This window comes from Blautia argi, from assembly GCF_003287895.1.
In the GTDB taxonomy this organism is placed as follows: Bacteria; Bacillota; Clostridia; order Lachnospirales; family Lachnospiraceae; genus Blautia; species Blautia argi.
Genome location: NZ_CP030280.1, coordinates 143,717 through 162,341 on the forward strand (window position 1 = coordinate 143,717; position 18,625 = coordinate 162,341).

Sequence of the window (18,625 nt, forward strand, 5' to 3'; positions counted from 1 at the left end):
AACGATAATACCCTTTTTCTCTTTGCGGATAATAAATGGGTGTAAGGTACAATCTATTACAGAATGGGAGGTGAAGGCGATGTATGAAGATTTTGTCCCGGAACGATTAGCGAAGCTGCGGACACAGAAAGGAGTTTCCGCACGCGATATGTCTTTATCGTTAGGTCAGGCAAACAACTACATCAATAATAGTGAGAATAAAAAGTCACTTCCCGCTATGCAGTCTTTTTTCTACATCTGCGAATATCTGGGTGTGACTCCGCAGGAATTCTTTGATGAAGGAAATACTTACCCGGAAACCTTAAAGGAATTCATTGCAGAGGCAAGACAGCTTGATCCTCAATCCATGCAATATATCCTCGGTATTATGAAAGAACTCAATAGCAGAAAGTAAGCGGTCACGGTAATGGCCGCTTTTTTCGTGACTTTCTTTATTATATTTTATAATGTTCTCGAAATGTCCGCTCCCTATACCGATAAGTATTCAAAAACTGTTCTCCAAACAGCCTTTTTCTATTCGCCGGTACTGCCAAAGCTTCCGGTTCCTCGCTCTGTTCCCAGATCTGTTACAAAATCCGCAATGACGATCGGCGTAATCACAAGCTGCCCGATACGGGCTCCCTTAAAAAGAGACTGCGCCTGATTGCTTACATTGCTGATGATCGCATGGATCTCTCCTCGGTAGCCGGAATCCACAGGCGGCAGTTCACAGACCAGGCCTTTTACCGCCATGCTGGTACGGGGAAAGATATATCCCGCATACCCATCCGGTATTTCCAGTCCAAAGCCAAGAGGAATTTTGGCGATTTCTCCGGGCTGTAAGGTGCAGTCATAGGGCAGATAAACATCTGCTCCGGCATCATTGCCATGAGGACGGTAAGGACGCTGGTGCTCCGGCACGCCAAAATCGATTAGTTTTATTTTCATCGGCAGCCTCCTTCCCAAAGAGCGGGATAGTCTTTTTCTAAAATATCCTCCGGCGTCATATCTGCCGCCAGTTTTCGCCCGCAGGTTATTTTCCCTTCCAGACATCGATCCAACTGACAGAAAGGCCCGGTCAGTGACGGGGCAAACAAGGCAGGGCTTAGGTCATAAAGTTCTTTCCAGACCTTTAACAGCACGATCCTTGTTTCATCTGTATTTCTTCGGCATACCCGCTGGCCGATAATATGTTTCCACTGATAAGGGGTGGCGCTGATGAGCAGTACATTCCGTAATCCCTGGGGCGTGGCATAGCCGGCCGCATCGTGCCCGCTTCCGGCAGTGCACAGGGCTTCATAACATTTCATGCTTTCATTACAACTTTTTAAGTACAATTCCCGTACCACTGCCGGAGCCGTCATAATAGAATACGGGACAGCGAAATCCGCCTGTCCCGTATAGTTGCTGTACTGCAGCGATGCACTCATAAATTTTACTTCGTTCTGGTGGCGGGTAATCTGCGCCAGAAAACGCCTGCTGGCGCCGACAATGGCTACCGTGATCACCGCAAATTTCTGGATGGTAGGATGGGGAAGCGCCCCCATAGCTGCTACTGTCTGAACGCTGAATGATTTTTCGTAGAGCTCCATCAGGTCGTCCATTGAGGCAATCTTATGTCCCTGCTGGGTAAGTCTTGCCGCAAAGACCATGTTTTTTTCTGCTTCCGCCACCGCCTGGCAGTTCAAAATTTTTACTTCGATTCGTTTAATTGGTATGTCCCTCCTTTACAATCGCTTTCAGTAAGAACAGATAGTTCAGACTGTCTGTGATCTTTTCGTCCCATGAGTCCATCGGGTAAATCGCTTCCTCGTCAAAGCACATATCGTACAGAGAAACAATATGCTTTGCCAGCATACCGGCAAGGGCACGCTGGGGCGTTGTATGCTGTAAAGCTGCCGCTGCCTTAAATGCACCCAGCCGGTCCGGGTCATCCCCGGTGTATTCTTTGGTTTTTCGTTTCAAGGTATCAGCACAGAGCCGTACCTGTTCGTCAAAAACGGCATTGACTTCATTTTGCGTAATATGGCATCCCTCCTAACTGAAAACAGCCGGCTGGATTTCTCCAATCGGCTGTCTGGCTTAATCATTTATTCTGCAATGGTATAATGGGTGTTTCGTGCTTTCCCTTTCTGTTCTAACAAGTTAGTTTTTACCATTTTTCGGATCACTCTGGCGGCAGTAGAAGCGCTTACTTCAAGCAATCCTATCACATCATTTTTTGTAATTGCACCATGTTTTCTGGCATATTCCAATATTTTTTCTTCTTCGTCACTTAGCACTTTTTCAGTATGAGCCGTAACCGGTGTGCCGGATTTCGTTTTTACAGTTGCATTTTCTGTTTCGTATTTTGCGTTGATATTAGGCAATATGATCTTAAAGGCATTTTTCGTGGTTTCAATCACAGGCTTTACCTGCATACTTTCGTATGCCTTCATAATTTTGCCCATTCCGGTTCCATACGCCTCAATTAAGTGCAATCGGTAAAATACATTCGCAAGGTCCTGATTTCTGCACACAGAAATGCCAACCATAACATCCTCCAGGTCTATGCCTGGCATCAGCCCTCCGATAGATACAAACTCAATCCGATCCTCATAAATACTGATAAAAGCACTGGCACTAAAAGAATAGTCACGGTGAACCAGCAGATTCAGCAATGCTTCTCTGACAGCGACTTCCGGGTAATCCCTGACATCAACCCGGTATAGTTTTTCTATGGTTGCACGGGTCTGATTGCGAAAGTCAATAAAATCATATACTTCGTTCATCTGCTGCATCAGCGATCCGGTAAACTCCCGACGATCCTTGAAAATGGTCTGGTCCGTTCCCTGAAAGACCGCAACTTTAATGGTATGGACGCATTGGTCTGACAGAAGCAGCGCCAGGTTACTGTATAGCCCATCCTGATCGATCAATTTTAAAGTACGCATCTGCTGTGGTTCAAAGTCAGTTTTCCGAAGTTCAAATTCTTTTTTTGTTGCCTCAAATGTAAGGTCCTGGTTTAAGCAGCGCATCGCTTCAAAACGATCTCCGTCTGTTTCCTTTATCATGCGCCGGATTGCCGTATCAGTTGCCGGAACAGAAGAATATCCCTGCCGAACATACACACCTTCCGGCCGCATTCCTTTTTTGGCAAGGTAATAGGGGCGATCCGTTCCACGCTGAATATCTACAACAACAACATTTTTCCCATTTTCCACGATGGTTTCATAATGCAGGAACATGGTTATATCCGGTTTTATCGCATCCCTTACCATATTGCTGATTTGAAGGGAAACACTATCCGCATTATCCAATCCGATAACCGTGCCATCGTCTCTGACCCCTATATACAGTTTTCCGCCATCACAGTTTGCAAAAGCAATGATTTCTTTTTTTATGTCGTCTACCACAACTTCTTTTAGTTCTACGGTTTCGCTTTCCCGAAAAAGCATAGTGCCATCTCCTTTATTTCAAATTTGTAAGTCTATCATATCAAATCGTGTCAATCGTGTCAATAAAGCTGACACGATTATGATTCGATTATGACACGATATTCTCATTGTACCCGCAAACTCAAGAAATAATTACGTGATAGTTCCTACAAGTTCATAAATTTTGAAAGGATTGTGTTAGAAACTCTTATTTTTCTAACCAAAGCATGATACGATTGACCCGATAAATGACACGATGGAATGATCCAGAGATGGCTTTTGCAACGAATTATATATATTATTCATTGCATTTTAAGCACTCGGCAGGTAGATCCAGTCGTGCATCAGGCACACGCTGGGTTCGTCCTCCCTGGGAACCAGACGGTAGGTACATTCCCCATAGACCGTGCGTTTGTCCTCGATCTCCATGCCATAGGCTTTATAAAAGCGGTATTCCAGATTGGAGATAATACAGCGCAGGGTTTGCAGAGCCTCCCTTTGGGCTGATACGATCAGGTCACGGTCAATGCTGCGCTTCAAAAACAGCAGCGATTTGTAAAGCTGTACCTCTGTGCGGTAAGGGCGGCAATCTTTCGTTTCCAGCCATCCGCAAAAAGCGACCGGTCCGCTCTGGATCACACTGCGGTCCGGGTGATAATACTCATAGCAGTCCAGGTTTGCCGTATTCAGAAGATAGAGCATTTCCCGGACTTCATTTTCCGGTATGTCGTAAAACCGCAAAAGCGAGCGGTAAAGATGGACATAGCCGGGAATGGAAATCATGGTATTTACCATAAAATAAAATCCTCCTTGTAAACAGCAGGTGCGGGAGCTTTTGCCCCCGCACCGTCTAAAATCTATATTTCGTTATCTACTTTCACGAGTTTTCCCATGACAAGGAAGCGTCCTGTGCCGCCCGGCGTACAGGTAGAAATCTTACAGATGAAGACCATCACTCAGGTTGCTAATGAAATGGATGTTGTGCGTAGCACGGCATACAAATATCTTGTGGCTATGGATCAGAATGGGATGCTTCAATATCGGGAAGGAAGAATTTCTATTACAGAGTTGGATAAGATTATGATTAAACTTATAGATGAACCTTTGGAAATCCTATTGGTACCGGAGCAATCCGGGGGCAATTAAATAAACTGATCGAAGAGCATAATCTTCCGCCGGTTGTCTTCCACAGTTTAAGACATAGCAGTGTAACCTATAAATTAAAACTGAATGGAGGAAACATCAAAGCGGTTCAAGGGGATTCCGGACATTCGCAGGTTGATATGGTAACAGATGTATATTCTCATATTATTGATGAGGATCGAAGACGAAACGCAGAATTATTCGAGGAAGCGTTCTATGAGAAGAAAAATCTGGATCCAAAGATGCGAGATGAAACAGCAACTCAGACAGTAGATGTAAAGATGAAATTGCAAAGACAGTATTAATGCCCGGCGATCCTTTAAGAGCTAAGTTTATTGCGGAAACTTACTTAACCCACGCAGTCTGTGTCAACAAAGTACGCAATATGCTGGCTTACACCGGTCTTTATAACGGAAAAGAAGTTTCCGTCATGGGAGCAGGTATGGGGATTCCCTCTATGGGAATTTACAGCTATGAACTTTATCATTTTTATAATGTTGACCAGATTATTCGGATTGGTTCTGCCGGAGCGATCCAGGATGATATTGCGTTAAATGACCTTGTAATCGCCATGGGCGCATGTACAGATTCCAACTATGGCTATCAATTCGGTTTACAAGGTTCGTTTGCCCCTATTGCTGATTTTACACTTTTGGAAAAAGCCGTCTGCTCCGCAAGAACCCGCAACCTTACTGTTCAGACAGGAAACGTACTCTCATCGGATATGTTTTATAACGATATGGAAAATATTAATGCTCCATGGCGCAAAATGGGAATTCTTGCTGTTGATATGGAAACCGCCGGTCTTTATATGAACGCAGCGCGAGCCGGTAAAAAAGCGCTTTGTCTTTTGACAATTTCCGATCATCTATATAAGAAAGAATATTTAAATGCAGAAGAACGGCAGCTTGGTTTCAGCAACATGATTGAACTTGCCCTCAGTTTACTCTGAGTCATTTAACCAAAATTTTTAATGGAGAAATACTACTATGAAAAAATATAGAAGGATATTTACAATCGTTATAGATTCCCTCGGAATCGGGGCAGCAAAGGATGCAGATTCATACGGAGATGCGGGCACGGACACTTTAGGACACATTTCAGAAAATGTTGAAAATCTCAGGATTCCAAATCTCCAAAAATTAGGAATTGCGAATCTGCATCCGCTAAAGCATGTGAAACCGGCTGATCAGCCGCTTGCTTACTATATGGCAATGCAGGAAGCCAGCGTCGGGAAAGATACTATGACCGGACATTGGGAAATGATGGGACTCCACATTACAACACCATTTAAAACCTTCACGGAACATGGATTTCCAAAGGAACTTTTAGAGGAACTTGCCGAAGAAGAAATCAACACAGGACATATGATTGTCTATACTTCTGCCGATTCCGTTTTACAAATTTGCGGTAACGAAGATACTTTTGGACTAGACGAATTGTATCGTTGCTGCGAGATTGCCAGAAAACTCACAATGAAAGATGAGTGGAAAGTCGGTCGTGTCATCGCACGTCCATATATCGGGAAGAAAAAAGGAGAATTCAAACGAACAAGCAACCGGCATGATTATGCATTAAAACCATACGGAAAAACAGTCCTCGATGTGTTGAAAGAAGCAGGGCTGGATGTAATTTCAGTCGGAAAAATTTATGATATTTTTGACGGAGAGGGACTGACGGAATCTCATAAATCAAAAAGTTCTGTTCATGGCATGGAACAAACACTTGAAATAGCAAAAAGAGATTTTAAAGGATTGTGCTATGTAAATTTAGTAGATTTTGACGCATTATGGGGGCATCGCCGCGATGCAATAGGATATGCGCGGGAGCTGGAAAAATTTGACCAAAACCTCGGGAAGCTGCTTGAAGTTATAAAAGACGATGATTTATTGATGATAACAGCTGATCATGGAAATGATCCGACACATACGGGAACAGATCATACAAGAGAAAACGTTCCTTTTCTCGTATACTCTCCGTCTATGAAAGGTTCCGGAAAACTGAAAGACGCGTTGTCTTTCGGTACTCTCGGAGCAACGATCGCAGATAATTTTGATCTCAAGATGCCGGAAGGAACAATCGGTCATTCCGTTCTTGAAAGTTTACAATAAATTTAGAAAGTGAGGGAAAACTATGGAAAATTATGCAATTATAGAAATCGTCGGGTATATTGGTTCTATTTTAGTCATCATATCAATGCTAATGTCTTCTGTGATCAAACTTAGGATCATTAATTCAATCGGTTGTTCTGTTTTTGCAGTATATGCAATCATTATTCATTCTTATCCGACTGGCAAACATACCGCCAAAATATAGTGTTTCTCAGTTTATAGGATATCTGAAAGGAAAAAACACGATATCATAGTAGACAAACTAAGTGTAAAAGAATATAAGAACCCCCTTTAAGGGGTAGCCGGTAACAGAGGCTTATAGACACAAATCAGCACTACCCGTTAGACGGGTGGTGCTGATTTGTGGGCTTTGTTATAAAGTTTTTGAATGTCCTTTGGAAGATTTTGGGGGGTCATGGCCTGAATCTTATCTTCGCTGCCGTCAGCAATGGTGGTGTCATAATACCAGCATTTAAATTCCAGCATAGCAAGAGTTTTTTCAAGTTGTTTTATTTCGTCCTTGACGGCAGCTTTCCGATGTTCAAATAATTCTTTTCGTTTTGTATAACTAGAAGGACCTTCTGTAACCCATACAAAGAATTGTTTGATTTCTCTGATTTCAAGACCTGATTTTTTCAGGCATTCAATCACACGTATTGCTTCCAGTTCGTTGTTACTAAAATATCGAATATTGCCTTTGCGTTCAAGATTTGGAAAAAAGCCTTCTTTGTCGTAATATCTTAATGTTGAAATCGGGAGATGAAACATTTCAGATACTTGTCCAATTGTGTACATAAAAATACCTTCTTTCAAAAGAATTTTTAATTACGGAGGTATTTGATATTATGAAGACAGAAGAGCTTAAGCTTGTTACAACGTGGGACAATACTTTTCCAAAGAGCGAAAAGGTGGACCACAGGAAGATTACATTTATGAATCGATATGGAATTACTCTTGTAGCAGATATGTATATTCCGAAGAATGCAGAAGGTCCATTTCCGGCAATTGCAGTAAGTGGACCATTCGGTGCGGTAAAGGAGCAGTGTTCCGGGTTGTATGCTCAGATAATGGCAGAAAGAGGATATCTTACAATCGCATTTGACCCCTCTTTTACCGGGGAGAGTGGTGGTTTGCCAAGATATATGGCATCACCTGATATTAATACAGAAGACTTTATGGCATCTGTTGACTTTCTTTCTGTACAGGATAACGTAGATGCAGAAAAGATTGGCCGGACAAATGAAAACGTTACTTGATCGGTTGAATCCACTATATTCTACGGATTATGCTTTCCGGGATATCTGCATGATTGCAACAGCTGCTGAGGATGAAGATAGTGCTTTTGAAAAAGCATATAACGGTCTTCAATGCTGTAACAGAAAAATACAAATGTATTAAAATTACAGGGGTATTTTTTATTGAAAAAGGGAAAGTGTTATGGTATATTAAATACGTTTAAGATTCAAAAAGAAAGAAATGTGGGGAAACAAAGGAGAAAAAATGAGAATCATAGATATTCACAGTCATATATTATCCGGGGTGGACGACGGCGCCTCCAGTGAGAAGGAAAGCCTTCAGATGCTGAAAATGGCTGTGAAGCAGGGTATGACAGGGGTTATTGCTACCCCGCACTATTCTGTGAATTTCAGAAATACCAATGCAGTGTTGATTCGACAGCAGTGCAGACAGTTAGAGGAAAAGTTACAACAGTCATTGGGTGAACAAATCAGAATCTATCCGGGACAGGAAATCTTTTATTCAGAAGAGGTTATCGACTTATTGGACAAGGGGAAATTGCTGACACTGGCGGACAGTCCTTATGTGTTAGTGGAATTTCACCCGGCAGCTCCGTATTCTTTTATTTTCAGCAGTATCCGAAACCTGGTTTATGCAAAATATTCTCCGATTCTTGCTCATGTGGAGCGTTATTCGGTTCTTCGCAAAAAAGGGAAGACCGGAAGAATTGATAGACATGGGCGCTGAACTTCAGATGAATTATCGAAGTATTGGCGGCAAATGGTATCATGAAACCCCACGGTGGTGCAGGTATATGTTAAAGGAGGGAAATATACAATATTTAGGAACAGATATGCATAATGTAAAAGAACGAAGACCAGATGTTACCGGAGCAGAGGCATGGCTGAAAAAACATCTGGATTTATCTTACATAAAAGCAATTACATATGGAAATGCTGAGAAAATCCTGGCATATAGAAATATGGAGAAAAGGAGAAAAGATGGAGAATAATCAAAACGAAGAAATAGAAATTGATTTACGGGAAATATTTTTTGCCTTAAAAAGGCGAATCCTTCTTATTCTGGCAGTCGGTCTTTTGGGGGGTTGTTTAAGCTGTGCTTATACCATGGTTTTTGTAAGTCCTACCTATACTTCAAAGGCCACAATGCTGACGATTTCAAAAGAAACTACACTGACCTCTATGGCAGATTTGCAGTTGGGAGCACAGCTTACCAGCGACTATCAGATTTTAATTACCAGTACGCCTGTTTTGGAACAGGTCATTGAAAATCTGGATTTGAAAATGAGTCCGGGAGGGCTCAGAGGGCAGATTTCCGTAAATAATCCTGCGAATACAAGAATTTTGGAGCTTTCTGTTGTTAATGGAAACCCGGAAACTGCCAAAAAGATTGCAGATGAACTGGCAGCAGTTTCCTCTGCGTACATCGGAGAAAAAATGGAGGTTATTCCTCCGAAGATTATTGAAGAGGGAGAGATTCCTTCCTATAAGACAGGACCAAATGTAAAGAAAAATGCAATGATGGGACTTTTGGCAGGTCTGGCTCTTGCGGCAGGTCTGGTATGTCTTTTTTGCAGTTATGAATGATTCTATTAAGACAGAGGACGATATCTCCAGATATCTGGATATTCCTACCCTGGCATCTATTCCGGACAGAAAAGATTACATAGGCGGAAAACCGGGAAAAGGAAAATGGAAAAAGAAGAAAACAATAAGCGGGGAGGAGAATTAATCATGGAACAGAAAATAATCATGAAAGACCCTAGAAAATCGGATTACTTCTATGAGGAATCAATGAAAACCCTGCGTACCAATATACAGTTTTCCAGTAAAAAGGTAAAACAGATTATTTTTACAAGCTGTTATCCCAATGAAGGAAAAAGTGATTTGACTTTCAGTATTTCCAGAGAAATGGGAAAAGCAGGAAAAAGGGTATTGCTGTTAGATGCGGATATCCGTCGTTCTATCTATGTAAAGAGATATGGTGTAGACCAGAAGGTAAATGGTCTTTCTCAGTATTTAAGTGGTCAGATTGGCAGGGATTTGCTGGTGTACCAGACAAATTATGCGAATATGGACGTGATTTTTGCAGGACCTTCAGCCCCCAATCCTTCTGAACTTTTGAGTGATGCTTTATTTGACGAGCTTCTGAAAGAAAAAAGAGAAGAATATGATTACATTTTCATTGATACACCACCTATTGGAACCATTATTGACGCAGCGGTTGTGGCAGAAAAAAGCGATGGAGCTATTCTTGTGATTGAGAGTGAGGCAGTCAGCTATAAGGCAGCACAGAAGGCGAAAAAGCAGTTGGAAAGAAGTGGTTGCCATATTTTGGGCGCAGTGCTGAACAAAGTAGATGTGAAGAAAGATAAATATTATTCGCACTATTACGGCCGCTACGGAGGATATTACAAAAGATAAAAAAGAGGACGGGTGATAGGGTGTTTGATGAAATTGACAGAAACCTGAGAAACAGAATTCTGGCTGTTATATGTATTCTTTTATTTGTTTTGCTGGCAGGACTGCTGAGATGGAGTAATAAAAGAGATGCAGAGGTTATGCAGAAGATTCAGGAAGAGTCTGAGTCCGATAAAGCAGTATCAGCAGACAAAGAATCAAAAGAACCGAAGGAAAAGGATACTCTGGCTGCAGAGGCAAAGCAGGAGAACGAAGCGCAGACAGAAAAGGCAAAAGGACTGGTCTGCTGGGGAGATGAGCTGGTACCGGGTGAAGATGCAGGGACTTATTCCTATAAAGTGCATCTTCAGAAGTTTTTAGATGAGAATGGATATGCCCTTCCGGTTTTGGATAAAACCCTTCAGGGTGCAGGGACTCTGTCTATGATGACTATGGCAGGTGTTCCGGAGGAAACCGTGCAGGGATATATTACGGCTCACCAGGAAGCAGCGGGAGGCAGTGAACTTCCTGTGACAGAAACAGGAATCCGGGATTTGACGCCGGATCAGACGGAGAGAAATGATTTGGAATATATTCCGATTATTTTCATGGGATACTATGGGGGCTGGAATCATGACCCGGCAGAATTGGCAGGACAGCAGGAAAATATTCTGCATACCTTTCCCCGGCAGGAGCGTTTCCTGATTGTGGGAACCAGACCTTTAGACGGAAGTGTTGACAGCGCTTCCTTAGATGCAGTGATGAGTGAGAAATGGGGAGAACATTATATCAGTCTGGCAGCTCTTACTACACAGCCGGCAGAAAACTATGATACCCAGGAAGTGATGGCTCAGGGGATAATCCGGAAACTGGAAGAACTGGGCTATATCAGTAAATAAAGAGGGTTAAAGAAATGAAATTACCCAAAAAAAAAAGTAAGAAGAGAATTTATGCCATGACAGGAGGATTTCTCGGTGCAGGTATTGTGCTGGCAGCAGGAATCCTTGCATGGGGCATTTATAACAGACAAAAGGAAAATGCGGATCTTGCAGCTTCTTCTGACAGCATGGATTCAGAGAATAAAAGTTCGACACAGACCGTTACTTATCAGGGAAAAGAATATCGTTATAATGAACATCTGAGTAACTTTTTATTCCTGGGAATTGACCGGGAAGGAAAGGCGGAAACAGAAACAGGGAAGGCTGATGCAGGTCAGGCGGATAGTATTTTCCTTGCTTCCTGGGATCGGGTGAAAGGAGATGTCGCCTGGATTACCATTCCCAGGGATACCATGACAGAGATTCAGATTTTTGACCAGGAGGGAAATCCTGCAGGAACCTCTCTGCAGCATTTGAATCTGGCATATGCTTTTGGAGATGGCGACAGAGAAAGCTGTCAGCTTATGGAAGACGCTGTATCCCATCTTTTTTACGGTCTGCCGATAAATGGGAGCTGTGCGTTAAACCTGGACGGGATTCCGGTTCTGGCAGAGGCGGCAGACGGTGTGACGGTAACAATACCTGATGATAGTCTGGAAGCAGTAAATCCCCGGTGGAAAAAAGGGACAGAAGTAACTCTGGATAAAGAAACAACAGAAGTGTTTTTAAGATATCGTGATACAGAGCAGAGTCAAAGTGCGCTGAAGCGTATGGAACATCAGAAAATCTTTCTCATGGCTCTTGGAGAAAAAATGCAGAAAACCTATAAAAGTAATCCGGGAATTGCAGGAGAACTGTATGCTGCCATGAAATCCTATATGGTGACAAATATAGGAAATGACCAGTTCCTGAAGCTTATGGAGGGCCTGGGAGAAAATGGTATTACAGAGGATTGGACACTGCCGGGAGAGGGAGGAGAAGGCACAGATTTTGATGAATATTACCCAGATGATGAGGCGCTCTATGAGAAGATTATAGAAACCTTTTATATAGAGGAGAGCAGAAAATGAAAAAGAGGAGAATTGCAGCAATCCTATGTATTCTTCTCGGGCTGCTTTTCGGAATTGTCGGTATCTGTAAGTATATAGAAGAAAAACAGGCCGGAGAGGAATATATGGAACTTCAGAAACAGGCGGAAAAAGAAGAGCCGGATTTGCAAAATCCGCAGCCTGAGAAGAAAGAAGAAAAGCCGTCTGTGGAAATTCCCATTGATTTTAAAGCTCTGCAGAAACAGAATCCAGATGTATATGCATGGATTCAGATTCCGGAAACTGCTGTGGATTATCCTGTTCTTCAGCACAGCGAGGATAATGGTTATTATCTGAATCATACAATCAGCGGAGAGAAAAAAGCAGAGGGCGCCATTTTTACAGAGAATTATAATACAAAGACTTTTCAGGATCCGAATACAGTAATTTACGGACATGATATGAAAAACGGATCCATGTTTCAAAGTCTTCATAAATATATGGACAGAAGCTTTTTTGATGCAAACCGGGATATTACGGTTTACCTTCCGGATAAAATTCTGCATTATAAGATTTTTGCAGCGTATTTGTATGATAACCGGCATCTGCATCTCAGCTTTGATTTCTGGGATAAAGAACAATATGAAGGATATTTGCAGCAGATATTTTCTATGAGAAATATGAATGCGTTTGTAGATACAAACATGGAAGTGACCCCAGAGGATAAAATTATTACTTTATCTACCTGCTATGCAGGAATATCAAGTCAAAGATATCTGGTACAGGCAGTACTGGAATCCATAGAAGAATGAAAGAGAGGAAAAAGCTATGAAAAAAAGATTATTAGGAACTATGTTGGCAGCCGTATTAGTCGTGTCCCAGGCAGTGACAGCCTTTGCAGCAGGAAGCAGTACAACCGATGTGACAACTTCCGGAGAGTCTGCACAGTGGTATGACATAGCAGGGACAAGCAGAGAAAATTTTGCTTATCTGGAAGAAACAGAGGGTGGATCAGAAGTTTTGGAATTGATTATGGACGTCAACGAGGGAGAAAAAAAACTGGAAGACCTTGCAGAAGCGGTTCCTGCAATTGCGGCAGAACTGGAAGGAAAGACTCTGGTTACAAAATTCTTTGAACTGACGCCCATCAATGGAGGAAAGCCATTGCCGGATGGAAGCCATGAAGTAACCCTGGCTGTGCCGGAGCTGACAAGAGCCATGGTAAATGTAAAACTTCTTCATTACAGTACTGTGCGTAATGTGTGGGAAGTGATTACACCGTCAGACGTGAATTATGACACAAAGCAGATTACCGCAGTATTTAAAGATTTGTCACCAGTAGCTGTTATTTCTGATATGGATGAGTCAAAGCTGACTGAGGGACATGGTACAGGTACTGGAACAGCTACAGGAACTTCACCGAAAACAGGTGTAGAATCTGATTGGTGGGTTTATCTGGCCAGTGCAGCAGCGCTTTTGGGAATGGGAGCATGTATCTTTGTAAGCGTTCGCAGAAAAAAAGCATAAAACAGGCAACATAGTATAAGAGGCTGCCGTACAAAGCAACCGTCATGAATGTGCATAAATATTCATGCGGTGTGTTTGTGCGGCAGCCTTTTTTTGTCAAAATACAAAAATACATCTTGTAATTTTATGAAAAATCGTTCATCTTTTTCTCAAAGAAAATATTGAAGAAATTTGTCATATTTAGTATAATATTAAAGATTTGATAAAAAATATATAAACTTGGGAGTGGTGAAATGGAAGAAAAGAAAATATTCTTTCGTGTATTGACGGTGAGTCTGGTTTTATTAGCAGCAGCATTTATTCTGCTTTTTGTATATGTGGATACGAAGTGGTGGAACTTTAGAACCATTGTAATCAATCCGATTCATACAGTAATAGCAACCGTTGTTATGCTTGTAATCGGTGTAGGGGTATATATTAAACGAAATAAGAGCAACTGATAATAAGGACATCTGGTAGAAAAGACTGACTATTTAAATAGACAGTCTTTTTGTGTGTAAGCAGGTTTTGTAACATACCGGAAATAAGAAATGAGTGGAGAAAAGAAAATGAAAAAATGGAATTTGCGATGGATTTATAAGGCGTTGTTATTGTGCATGGCAGATGGATTAATAGTAATGGCGGCGTATTTTGGAGCCCTGTTTCTGAGGTTTGATTTTCAGCTTGATATGATACCGGAGGAATATATAGCCGGATATCTTTGGTCAATGCCTTTCTGGATTGTATCAACCATTGTAGTTTATTATATCTACAAGCTGTATCACAGCATATGGGCGTTTGTAAGCATTACGGAACTGAAAAGACTTATGATGGCAGACCTGGTATTGATTCCGGTTTATGCTGCAGGCGCAGTGTTTATGGATATGCACATGCCTATGTCTTATTTTGTAATGGGATATATTTTAAGTTGCGTACTTTGTGCAGGAGTCCGTTTTTCTTACCGTTATATTCGCTTTTACATGGAATATCTGAAAGAAGAAAAGACAGAGAAGGAAACCAAGACAGACCGTATTATGGTGATTGGAGCCGGTACCGTAGGACAGACACTGATGCGGGAAATACGAAAAGCAGATTCTGTACATGCAAAGGTAGTCTGTGCCATTGATGATAATCCTGAAAAAATCGGACGTATGCTGGAGGGAATCCCCATTGTGGGAAACCGTTATGATATTGTAAAAATGGTAAAGAAATACGATGTTAATCGAATCATTTATGCCATTCCTTCCACAACAGGACAGAACCGCAAGGATATTATGAATCTGTGTAAAGAAACCGGATGCCGTATGCAGACGGTTCCCAGTGTGAGCCAGATTGTCAATGAAGAAGTCAGTATGACAAAGCTTCGTGAAATTGAGATTTCTGATCTTTTGGGACGGAAGCAGATTCTGGTAAACATGGACGAAATCAATGAGTATATCAAAGGAAAGGTAGTCCTTGTGACCGGTGGCGGCGGAAGTATCGGTTCGGAGCTTTGTCGTCAGGTGGCAGCCAGAGAACCAAAGCAGCTTATTATTCTGGATATCTATGAAAACAATGCCTATGATATCCAGATGGAACTGAGAAAGAAATATCCGGAACTGAATCTGGAGGTCATCATTGGTTCTGTTCGTGACAGCCGTAAGATTTTCAAGATATTTGGAACCTATCACCCGGATATTGTTTATCATGCAGCAGCACATAAGCATGTTCCCCTTATGGAAGACAGTCCCTGTGAGGCAGTGAAAAACAATGCTATCGGAACTTATAAAACAGCTTTTGCGGCACTTGCTCACGGAACTAAGAAGTTTGTGCTTATCAGTACAGATAAAGCGGTAAATCCCACTAATATCATGGGAGCCAGCAAACGACTTTGTGAAATGATTATCCAGGCGTTTGACAGCAAGGTAAAAGAAGGGAAGGCAGAGGAAATTCCCCAGCTTTTCACACATAAGATTAATAAAGACTTTGCAAACATTAATCTGCTGGAAAATTTAAGGGCGGCCAGAACAGAATTTGTGGCAGTGCGTTTCGGAAACGTACTGGGAAGTAACGGTTCCGTTATTCCGTTATTTAAGAAGCAGATTGCAGCAGGAGGTCCGGTTACAGTAACAGACCCGGAGATTATCCGTTACTTCATGACAATCCCGGAGGCTGTCAGCCTTGTTATGCAGGCGGGAACTTATGCAAAGGGCGGAGAAATCTTTGTACTTGATATGGGTGAGCCTGTAAAGATAGATACTCTGGCAAGAAACCTGATTCGCCTGTCAGGATTTAAGCCGGACGAAGATATCAAGATTCAGTATACAGGACTTCGTCCAGGTGAAAAGCTTTATGAAGAAAAGCTTATGGCAGAGGAAGGTCTGAAAAAGACAGAGAATGATTTGATTCATATTGGTATGCCGATTCCGTTTGATGTTGAGGAATTTCTGGCAGAGCTTGATGAACTGACAGAGATTGCTTATGCCAATAAGCCGGATATTAAAGAAAAAGTAGCGCAGATTGTTACGACTTATAAGATGAAGGATTGAGAGAGCAGGAATGTATAAGAAGATAAAAAGAGCAATGGATATCATATTTTCCGGAATATTATTAATTTTAGGGGCAATACCTTTGTGCATTGTAGGGATACTGGTAAGAATAACGTCGAAAGGACCAGCGTTATTTAAACAAAAACGCCTCGGTAAAGACGGAAAAGTATTTGAAATTTATAAATTTCGTTCAATGGTTGTAGGGGCAGAGAAACAGGGAAGTGGTGTTTATTCGGGAAAAAATGATGCCAGGGTGACTCCAATAGGAAAAATATTGCGAGCAACAAGTATTGATGAGCTGCCACAGTTGATTAATATTTTTAAAGGAGAAATGAGTTTTATTGGACCTAGGCCAGCACTTACCTATCACCCGTGGACATATGAGGAGTATACAGAGGAACAGAAAAAAATGTTTCAGGTTAGACCAGGTGTGACTGGCTGGGCGCAGGTAAATGGACGTAAAGAAGTCGAATGGCCAAGGCGAATTGAAATGAATGTATGGTATGTAGAACATATGTCATTTTTGTTAGATTTAAAAATCTTTTTTAAGACTATTTTTAAAGTATTTACAAATGCCGATAATGTGAATTCAACAGAAACGGCAAAGAGGGACTAAAATGTTGAAGCTAATGTATATTACAAATCAACCGGAAATTGCAAAAATTGCAGATAAAAATGGTGTAGACAGAATTTTTATTGACTTAGAAAAAATAGGTAAAAGGGAACGACAGGGTGGTATGGATACTGTTCAATCAGATCATTCTATCTCAGATATTGTAAAGGTAAAACATGCAGTAAAACGTGCAGAAATTATGGTTCGTGTAAATCCACTTCATGATGAAATAGAAGGATATCTGTCATCAAGAGATGAAATAGATGCTGTAGTTAAGGCAGGAGCAGATATTATTATGCTTCCCTATTTTAAGCAGGTAGAAGATGTAAAAAGATTTATAAAATATGTTGATGGACGCGCTAAAGTATTACCATTAATAGAAACTGTAGAGGCAGTAAACTGTATCGATGAAATTCTGACACTTGAAGGATTAGATGAGATTTTTGTTGGGCTAAATGATTTGTCGTTAGGATATGGTAAAACTTTTATGTTTGAACTGTTAATAGATGGTACTTTGGAAACATTGTGTATGAAGTTTAGACAGAAGGGTATTCCATTTGGTTTTGGAGGAATTGCTGCTTTAGGGAAAGGAATGCTTCCTTCAGAATATATTATCCGGGAGCACTATCGATTAGAATCTAGCTGTGCAATTCTTTCCAGAACTTTTTGTAGAATAGACGCTGTAGAAGATTTGAACGAAGTTCGTCATATTTTTGAAAGAGAGATTCCTAAAATTAGAGAATTAGAAAAAGAATGTGAGAAACATAGTAATTATTTCAGAGAGAATAGAAAGCAAGTAATAGAAAAGATAGAGAATATCTGTCATTAATGAGGGGATAATAGTGAATTTATTGATAACAGGAGCATGGAAAGATGCAAAAGAATATATTAGAAAGATAGAAGCAGATGGACACAAAGTGCATTTTTTTCAATTTGAGAAAGATGAACTTCCATGTTCTTATGAATGGGTAGAAGGAGTAATCTGTAATGGATTATTTCTGACACATGATATAAGAAAATTTATTATTAATTTGAGATACATACAACTTACCAGTGCCGGATTTGACCGAGTACCAATGGATTATGTAAAGGAGCATAATATTGTCATTAATAATGCAAGAGGAGTATATAGTATTCCTATGGCCGAATTTGCATTATTTGGAGTGCTGGAATTATATAAGAAGGGAAGAAAATTTTTTGAAAATCAAAAACAACATATTTGGGAAAAGCAAAGAAATTTATACGAGCTTTTTGGAAAGAAAGTATGTATTGTAGGTTGTGGAAGTGTAGGAACAGAATGTGCAAAACGATTCCGGGCATTTGGCTGTATAGTAAGCGGAATTGATATTTTTCCACGGTGTGATGATAATTATGAAAAAATATTTGGACTTGAGAAATTAGAAGATATGATTCTTAAAAGCGATATTGTTATATTAACGCTTCCGTTGACTGATAAAACAAGACATTTAATAGATAAAGCAAAAGTGGAAAAGATGAAGGAGGGTACTATTCTTATAAATATAGCCAGGGGAGCAATTGTAGATATCCATGCTCTTACGAGCGCTTTGCCAAAGCTTGGTGGTGTGGTATTAGATGTATTTGAAGAGGAACCTTTTAATGAAGATAACCCACTTTGGGATATGGAAAATGTAATTATTACACCCCATAATAGTTTTGCAGGGGAGGGAAATGATAGAAGATTAGATGGAGTGATAATGGAGAATTTAACATGCATTTAGAGATTTTTAAAGAGATGTTAAAGAAAAT

At 40.9% G+C, this 18,625-nt stretch carries 24 protein-coding genes and 2 pseudogenes; 20 read left to right on the forward strand and 6 right to left on the reverse strand.

Going from position 1 to position 18,625, the window contains the following annotated elements; genetic code table 11:
- The first annotated feature begins 79 nt into the window (after positions 1 to 79).
- Entirely contained in the window at positions 80 to 394 is a 315-nt protein-coding gene (locus tag DQQ01_RS00800; protein WP_111917786.1) for a helix-turn-helix domain-containing protein, read from the forward strand.
- Between the two features lie 119 nt (positions 395 to 513).
- On the opposite strand, the gene DQQ01_RS00805 is transcribed toward DQQ01_RS00800, so the two are convergent.
- The 5 genes from DQQ01_RS00805 to DQQ01_RS00825 form a co-directional block, all read right to left on the reverse strand.
- Entirely contained in the window at positions 514 to 927 is a 414-nt protein-coding gene (locus tag DQQ01_RS00805; protein WP_005361111.1) for a dUTP diphosphatase, read from the reverse strand.
- Positions 924 to 1,691 carry an FAD-dependent thymidylate synthase gene (locus tag DQQ01_RS00810; protein WP_278278184.1) on the reverse strand — a complete coding sequence of 256 codons (768 nt, stop codon included), beginning with the start codon at positions 1,689 to 1,691 and terminating at the stop codon, positions 924 to 926. Before DQQ01_RS00810 ends, DQQ01_RS00805 begins: the two co-directional genes overlap by 4 nt.
- Positions 1,687 to 2,004, reverse strand: a complete 318-nt coding sequence (locus DQQ01_RS00815) for a hypothetical protein (RefSeq protein WP_111917787.1) — start codon at positions 2,002 to 2,004, stop codon at positions 1,687 to 1,689. The genes DQQ01_RS00810 and DQQ01_RS00815 overlap by 5 nt, the downstream gene beginning before the upstream one ends.
- Positions 2,005 to 2,069: 65 nt before the next feature.
- Positions 2,070 to 3,416, reverse strand: a complete 1,347-nt coding sequence (locus tag DQQ01_RS00820) for an RNA-binding domain-containing protein (protein ID WP_111917788.1) — start codon at positions 3,414 to 3,416, stop codon at positions 2,070 to 2,072.
- Between the two features lie 291 nt (positions 3,417 to 3,707).
- Positions 3,708 to 4,190, reverse strand: a complete 483-nt coding sequence (locus tag DQQ01_RS00825) for a hypothetical protein (RefSeq protein WP_111917789.1) — start codon at positions 4,188 to 4,190, stop codon at positions 3,708 to 3,710.
- Positions 4,191 to 4,286: 96 nt separating this feature from the next.
- On the opposite strand from DQQ01_RS00825, the gene DQQ01_RS00830 reads away from it, so the two are divergent.
- The 4 genes and pseudogenes from DQQ01_RS00830 to DQQ01_RS00845 all read left to right on the forward strand — a co-directional run bounded on the left by DQQ01_RS00830 (position 4,287) and on the right by DQQ01_RS00845 (position 6,649).
- Positions 4,287 to 4,541 (forward strand): hypothetical protein, encoded by a 255-nt coding sequence (locus DQQ01_RS00830; RefSeq protein WP_162624209.1) that lies wholly within the window; start codon positions 4,287 to 4,289, stop codon positions 4,539 to 4,541.
- A pseudogene (locus DQQ01_RS17015) lies at positions 4,499 to 4,813 on the forward strand (tyrosine-type recombinase/integrase); the annotation flags it as partial. The gene DQQ01_RS00830 and the pseudogene DQQ01_RS17015, both read left to right, overlap by 43 nt.
- Before the next feature lie 29 nt (positions 4,814 to 4,842).
- A complete protein-coding gene (gene deoD / locus DQQ01_RS00840) occupies positions 4,843 to 5,490 on the forward strand; it encodes a purine-nucleoside phosphorylase (protein ID WP_111917791.1) in 648 nt (215 codons plus the stop codon).
- Positions 5,491 to 5,527: 37 nt separating this feature from the next.
- Positions 5,528 to 6,649, forward strand: coding sequence for a phosphopentomutase (locus tag DQQ01_RS00845; RefSeq protein WP_111917792.1), 1,122 nt, complete (start codon positions 5,528 to 5,530; stop codon positions 6,647 to 6,649).
- A gap of 342 nt (positions 6,650 to 6,991) precedes the next feature.
- Here DQQ01_RS00845 and DQQ01_RS00855 read toward each other — a convergent pair whose 3' ends face one another.
- Positions 6,992 to 7,444, reverse strand: coding sequence for a MerR family transcriptional regulator (locus DQQ01_RS00855; RefSeq protein ID WP_111917794.1), 453 nt, complete (start codon positions 7,442 to 7,444; stop codon positions 6,992 to 6,994).
- Positions 7,445 to 7,494: 50 nt separating this feature from the next.
- Between DQQ01_RS00855 and DQQ01_RS00860 the strand changes: the two are divergent.
- From DQQ01_RS00860 to DQQ01_RS00925, 15 genes and pseudogenes are all read left to right on the forward strand, one after another.
- A pseudogene (locus DQQ01_RS00860) lies at positions 7,495 to 7,881 on the forward strand (alpha/beta hydrolase); the annotation flags it as partial.
- A gap of 268 nt (positions 7,882 to 8,149) precedes the next feature.
- The gene (locus tag DQQ01_RS16820; RefSeq protein ID WP_278278160.1) at positions 8,150 to 8,632 is read left to right on the forward strand and encodes a CpsB/CapC family capsule biosynthesis tyrosine phosphatase; all 483 of its coding nucleotides are present in this window, start codon (positions 8,150 to 8,152) and stop codon (positions 8,630 to 8,632) included.
- On the forward strand, positions 8,622 to 8,897 hold the full coding sequence (locus tag DQQ01_RS16825; RefSeq protein ID WP_278278161.1) for a CpsB/CapC family capsule biosynthesis tyrosine phosphatase: 276 nt from the start codon (positions 8,622 to 8,624) through the stop codon (positions 8,895 to 8,897). The genes DQQ01_RS16820 and DQQ01_RS16825 overlap by 11 nt, the downstream gene beginning before the upstream one ends.
- Positions 8,887 to 9,492, forward strand: coding sequence for a YveK family protein (locus tag DQQ01_RS00875; RefSeq protein WP_242980466.1), 606 nt, complete (start codon positions 8,887 to 8,889; stop codon positions 9,490 to 9,492). The genes DQQ01_RS16825 and DQQ01_RS00875 overlap by 11 nt, the downstream gene beginning before the upstream one ends.
- The gene (locus DQQ01_RS16190) at positions 9,485 to 9,637 is read left to right on the forward strand and encodes a hypothetical protein (protein WP_242980467.1); all 153 of its coding nucleotides are present in this window, start codon (positions 9,485 to 9,487) and stop codon (positions 9,635 to 9,637) included. Before DQQ01_RS00875 ends, DQQ01_RS16190 begins: the two co-directional genes overlap by 8 nt.
- A 2-nt stretch (positions 9,638 to 9,639) precedes the next feature.
- On the forward strand, positions 9,640 to 10,329 hold the full coding sequence (locus DQQ01_RS00880; protein ID WP_199797975.1) for a CpsD/CapB family tyrosine-protein kinase: 690 nt from the start codon (positions 9,640 to 9,642) through the stop codon (positions 10,327 to 10,329).
- Between the two features lie 20 nt (positions 10,330 to 10,349).
- Positions 10,350 to 11,204, forward strand: a complete 855-nt coding sequence (locus DQQ01_RS00885) for a hypothetical protein (RefSeq protein ID WP_111917796.1) — start codon at positions 10,350 to 10,352, stop codon at positions 11,202 to 11,204.
- A 14-nt stretch (positions 11,205 to 11,218) separates the two neighbouring features.
- Positions 11,219 to 12,253 (forward strand): LCP family protein, encoded by a 1,035-nt coding sequence (locus tag DQQ01_RS00890; RefSeq protein WP_242980468.1) that lies wholly within the window; start codon positions 11,219 to 11,221, stop codon positions 12,251 to 12,253.
- A complete protein-coding gene (gene srtB / locus DQQ01_RS00895) occupies positions 12,250 to 13,023 on the forward strand; it encodes a class B sortase (protein WP_111917797.1) in 774 nt (257 codons plus the stop codon). The genes DQQ01_RS00890 and srtB overlap by 4 nt, the downstream gene beginning before the upstream one ends.
- A gap of 16 nt (positions 13,024 to 13,039) precedes the next feature.
- Complete coding sequence (locus DQQ01_RS00900) at positions 13,040 to 13,738, forward strand: LPXTG cell wall anchor domain-containing protein (RefSeq protein ID WP_111917798.1); 699 nt, start codon at positions 13,040 to 13,042, stop codon at positions 13,736 to 13,738.
- 233 nt (positions 13,739 to 13,971) lie between these two features.
- The gene (locus DQQ01_RS00905; protein WP_111917799.1) at positions 13,972 to 14,178 is read left to right on the forward strand and encodes a hypothetical protein; all 207 of its coding nucleotides are present in this window, start codon (positions 13,972 to 13,974) and stop codon (positions 14,176 to 14,178) included.
- 108 nt (positions 14,179 to 14,286) lie between these two features.
- Positions 14,287 to 16,245, forward strand: a complete 1,959-nt coding sequence (locus DQQ01_RS00910; protein ID WP_278278162.1) for a polysaccharide biosynthesis protein — start codon at positions 14,287 to 14,289, stop codon at positions 16,243 to 16,245.
- 10 nt (positions 16,246 to 16,255) lie between these two features.
- On the forward strand, positions 16,256 to 16,861 hold the full coding sequence (locus DQQ01_RS00915; protein WP_111917801.1) for a sugar transferase: 606 nt from the start codon (positions 16,256 to 16,258) through the stop codon (positions 16,859 to 16,861).
- A gap of 1 nt (position 16,862) precedes the next feature.
- Positions 16,863 to 17,687, forward strand: coding sequence for an aldolase/citrate lyase family protein (locus tag DQQ01_RS00920; RefSeq protein ID WP_111917802.1), 825 nt, complete (start codon positions 16,863 to 16,865; stop codon positions 17,685 to 17,687).
- A gap of 13 nt (positions 17,688 to 17,700) precedes the next feature.
- Entirely contained in the window at positions 17,701 to 18,597 is an 897-nt protein-coding gene (locus DQQ01_RS00925) for an NAD(P)-dependent oxidoreductase (protein WP_111917803.1), read from the forward strand.
- Positions 18,598 to 18,625 lie beyond the last annotated feature (28 nt).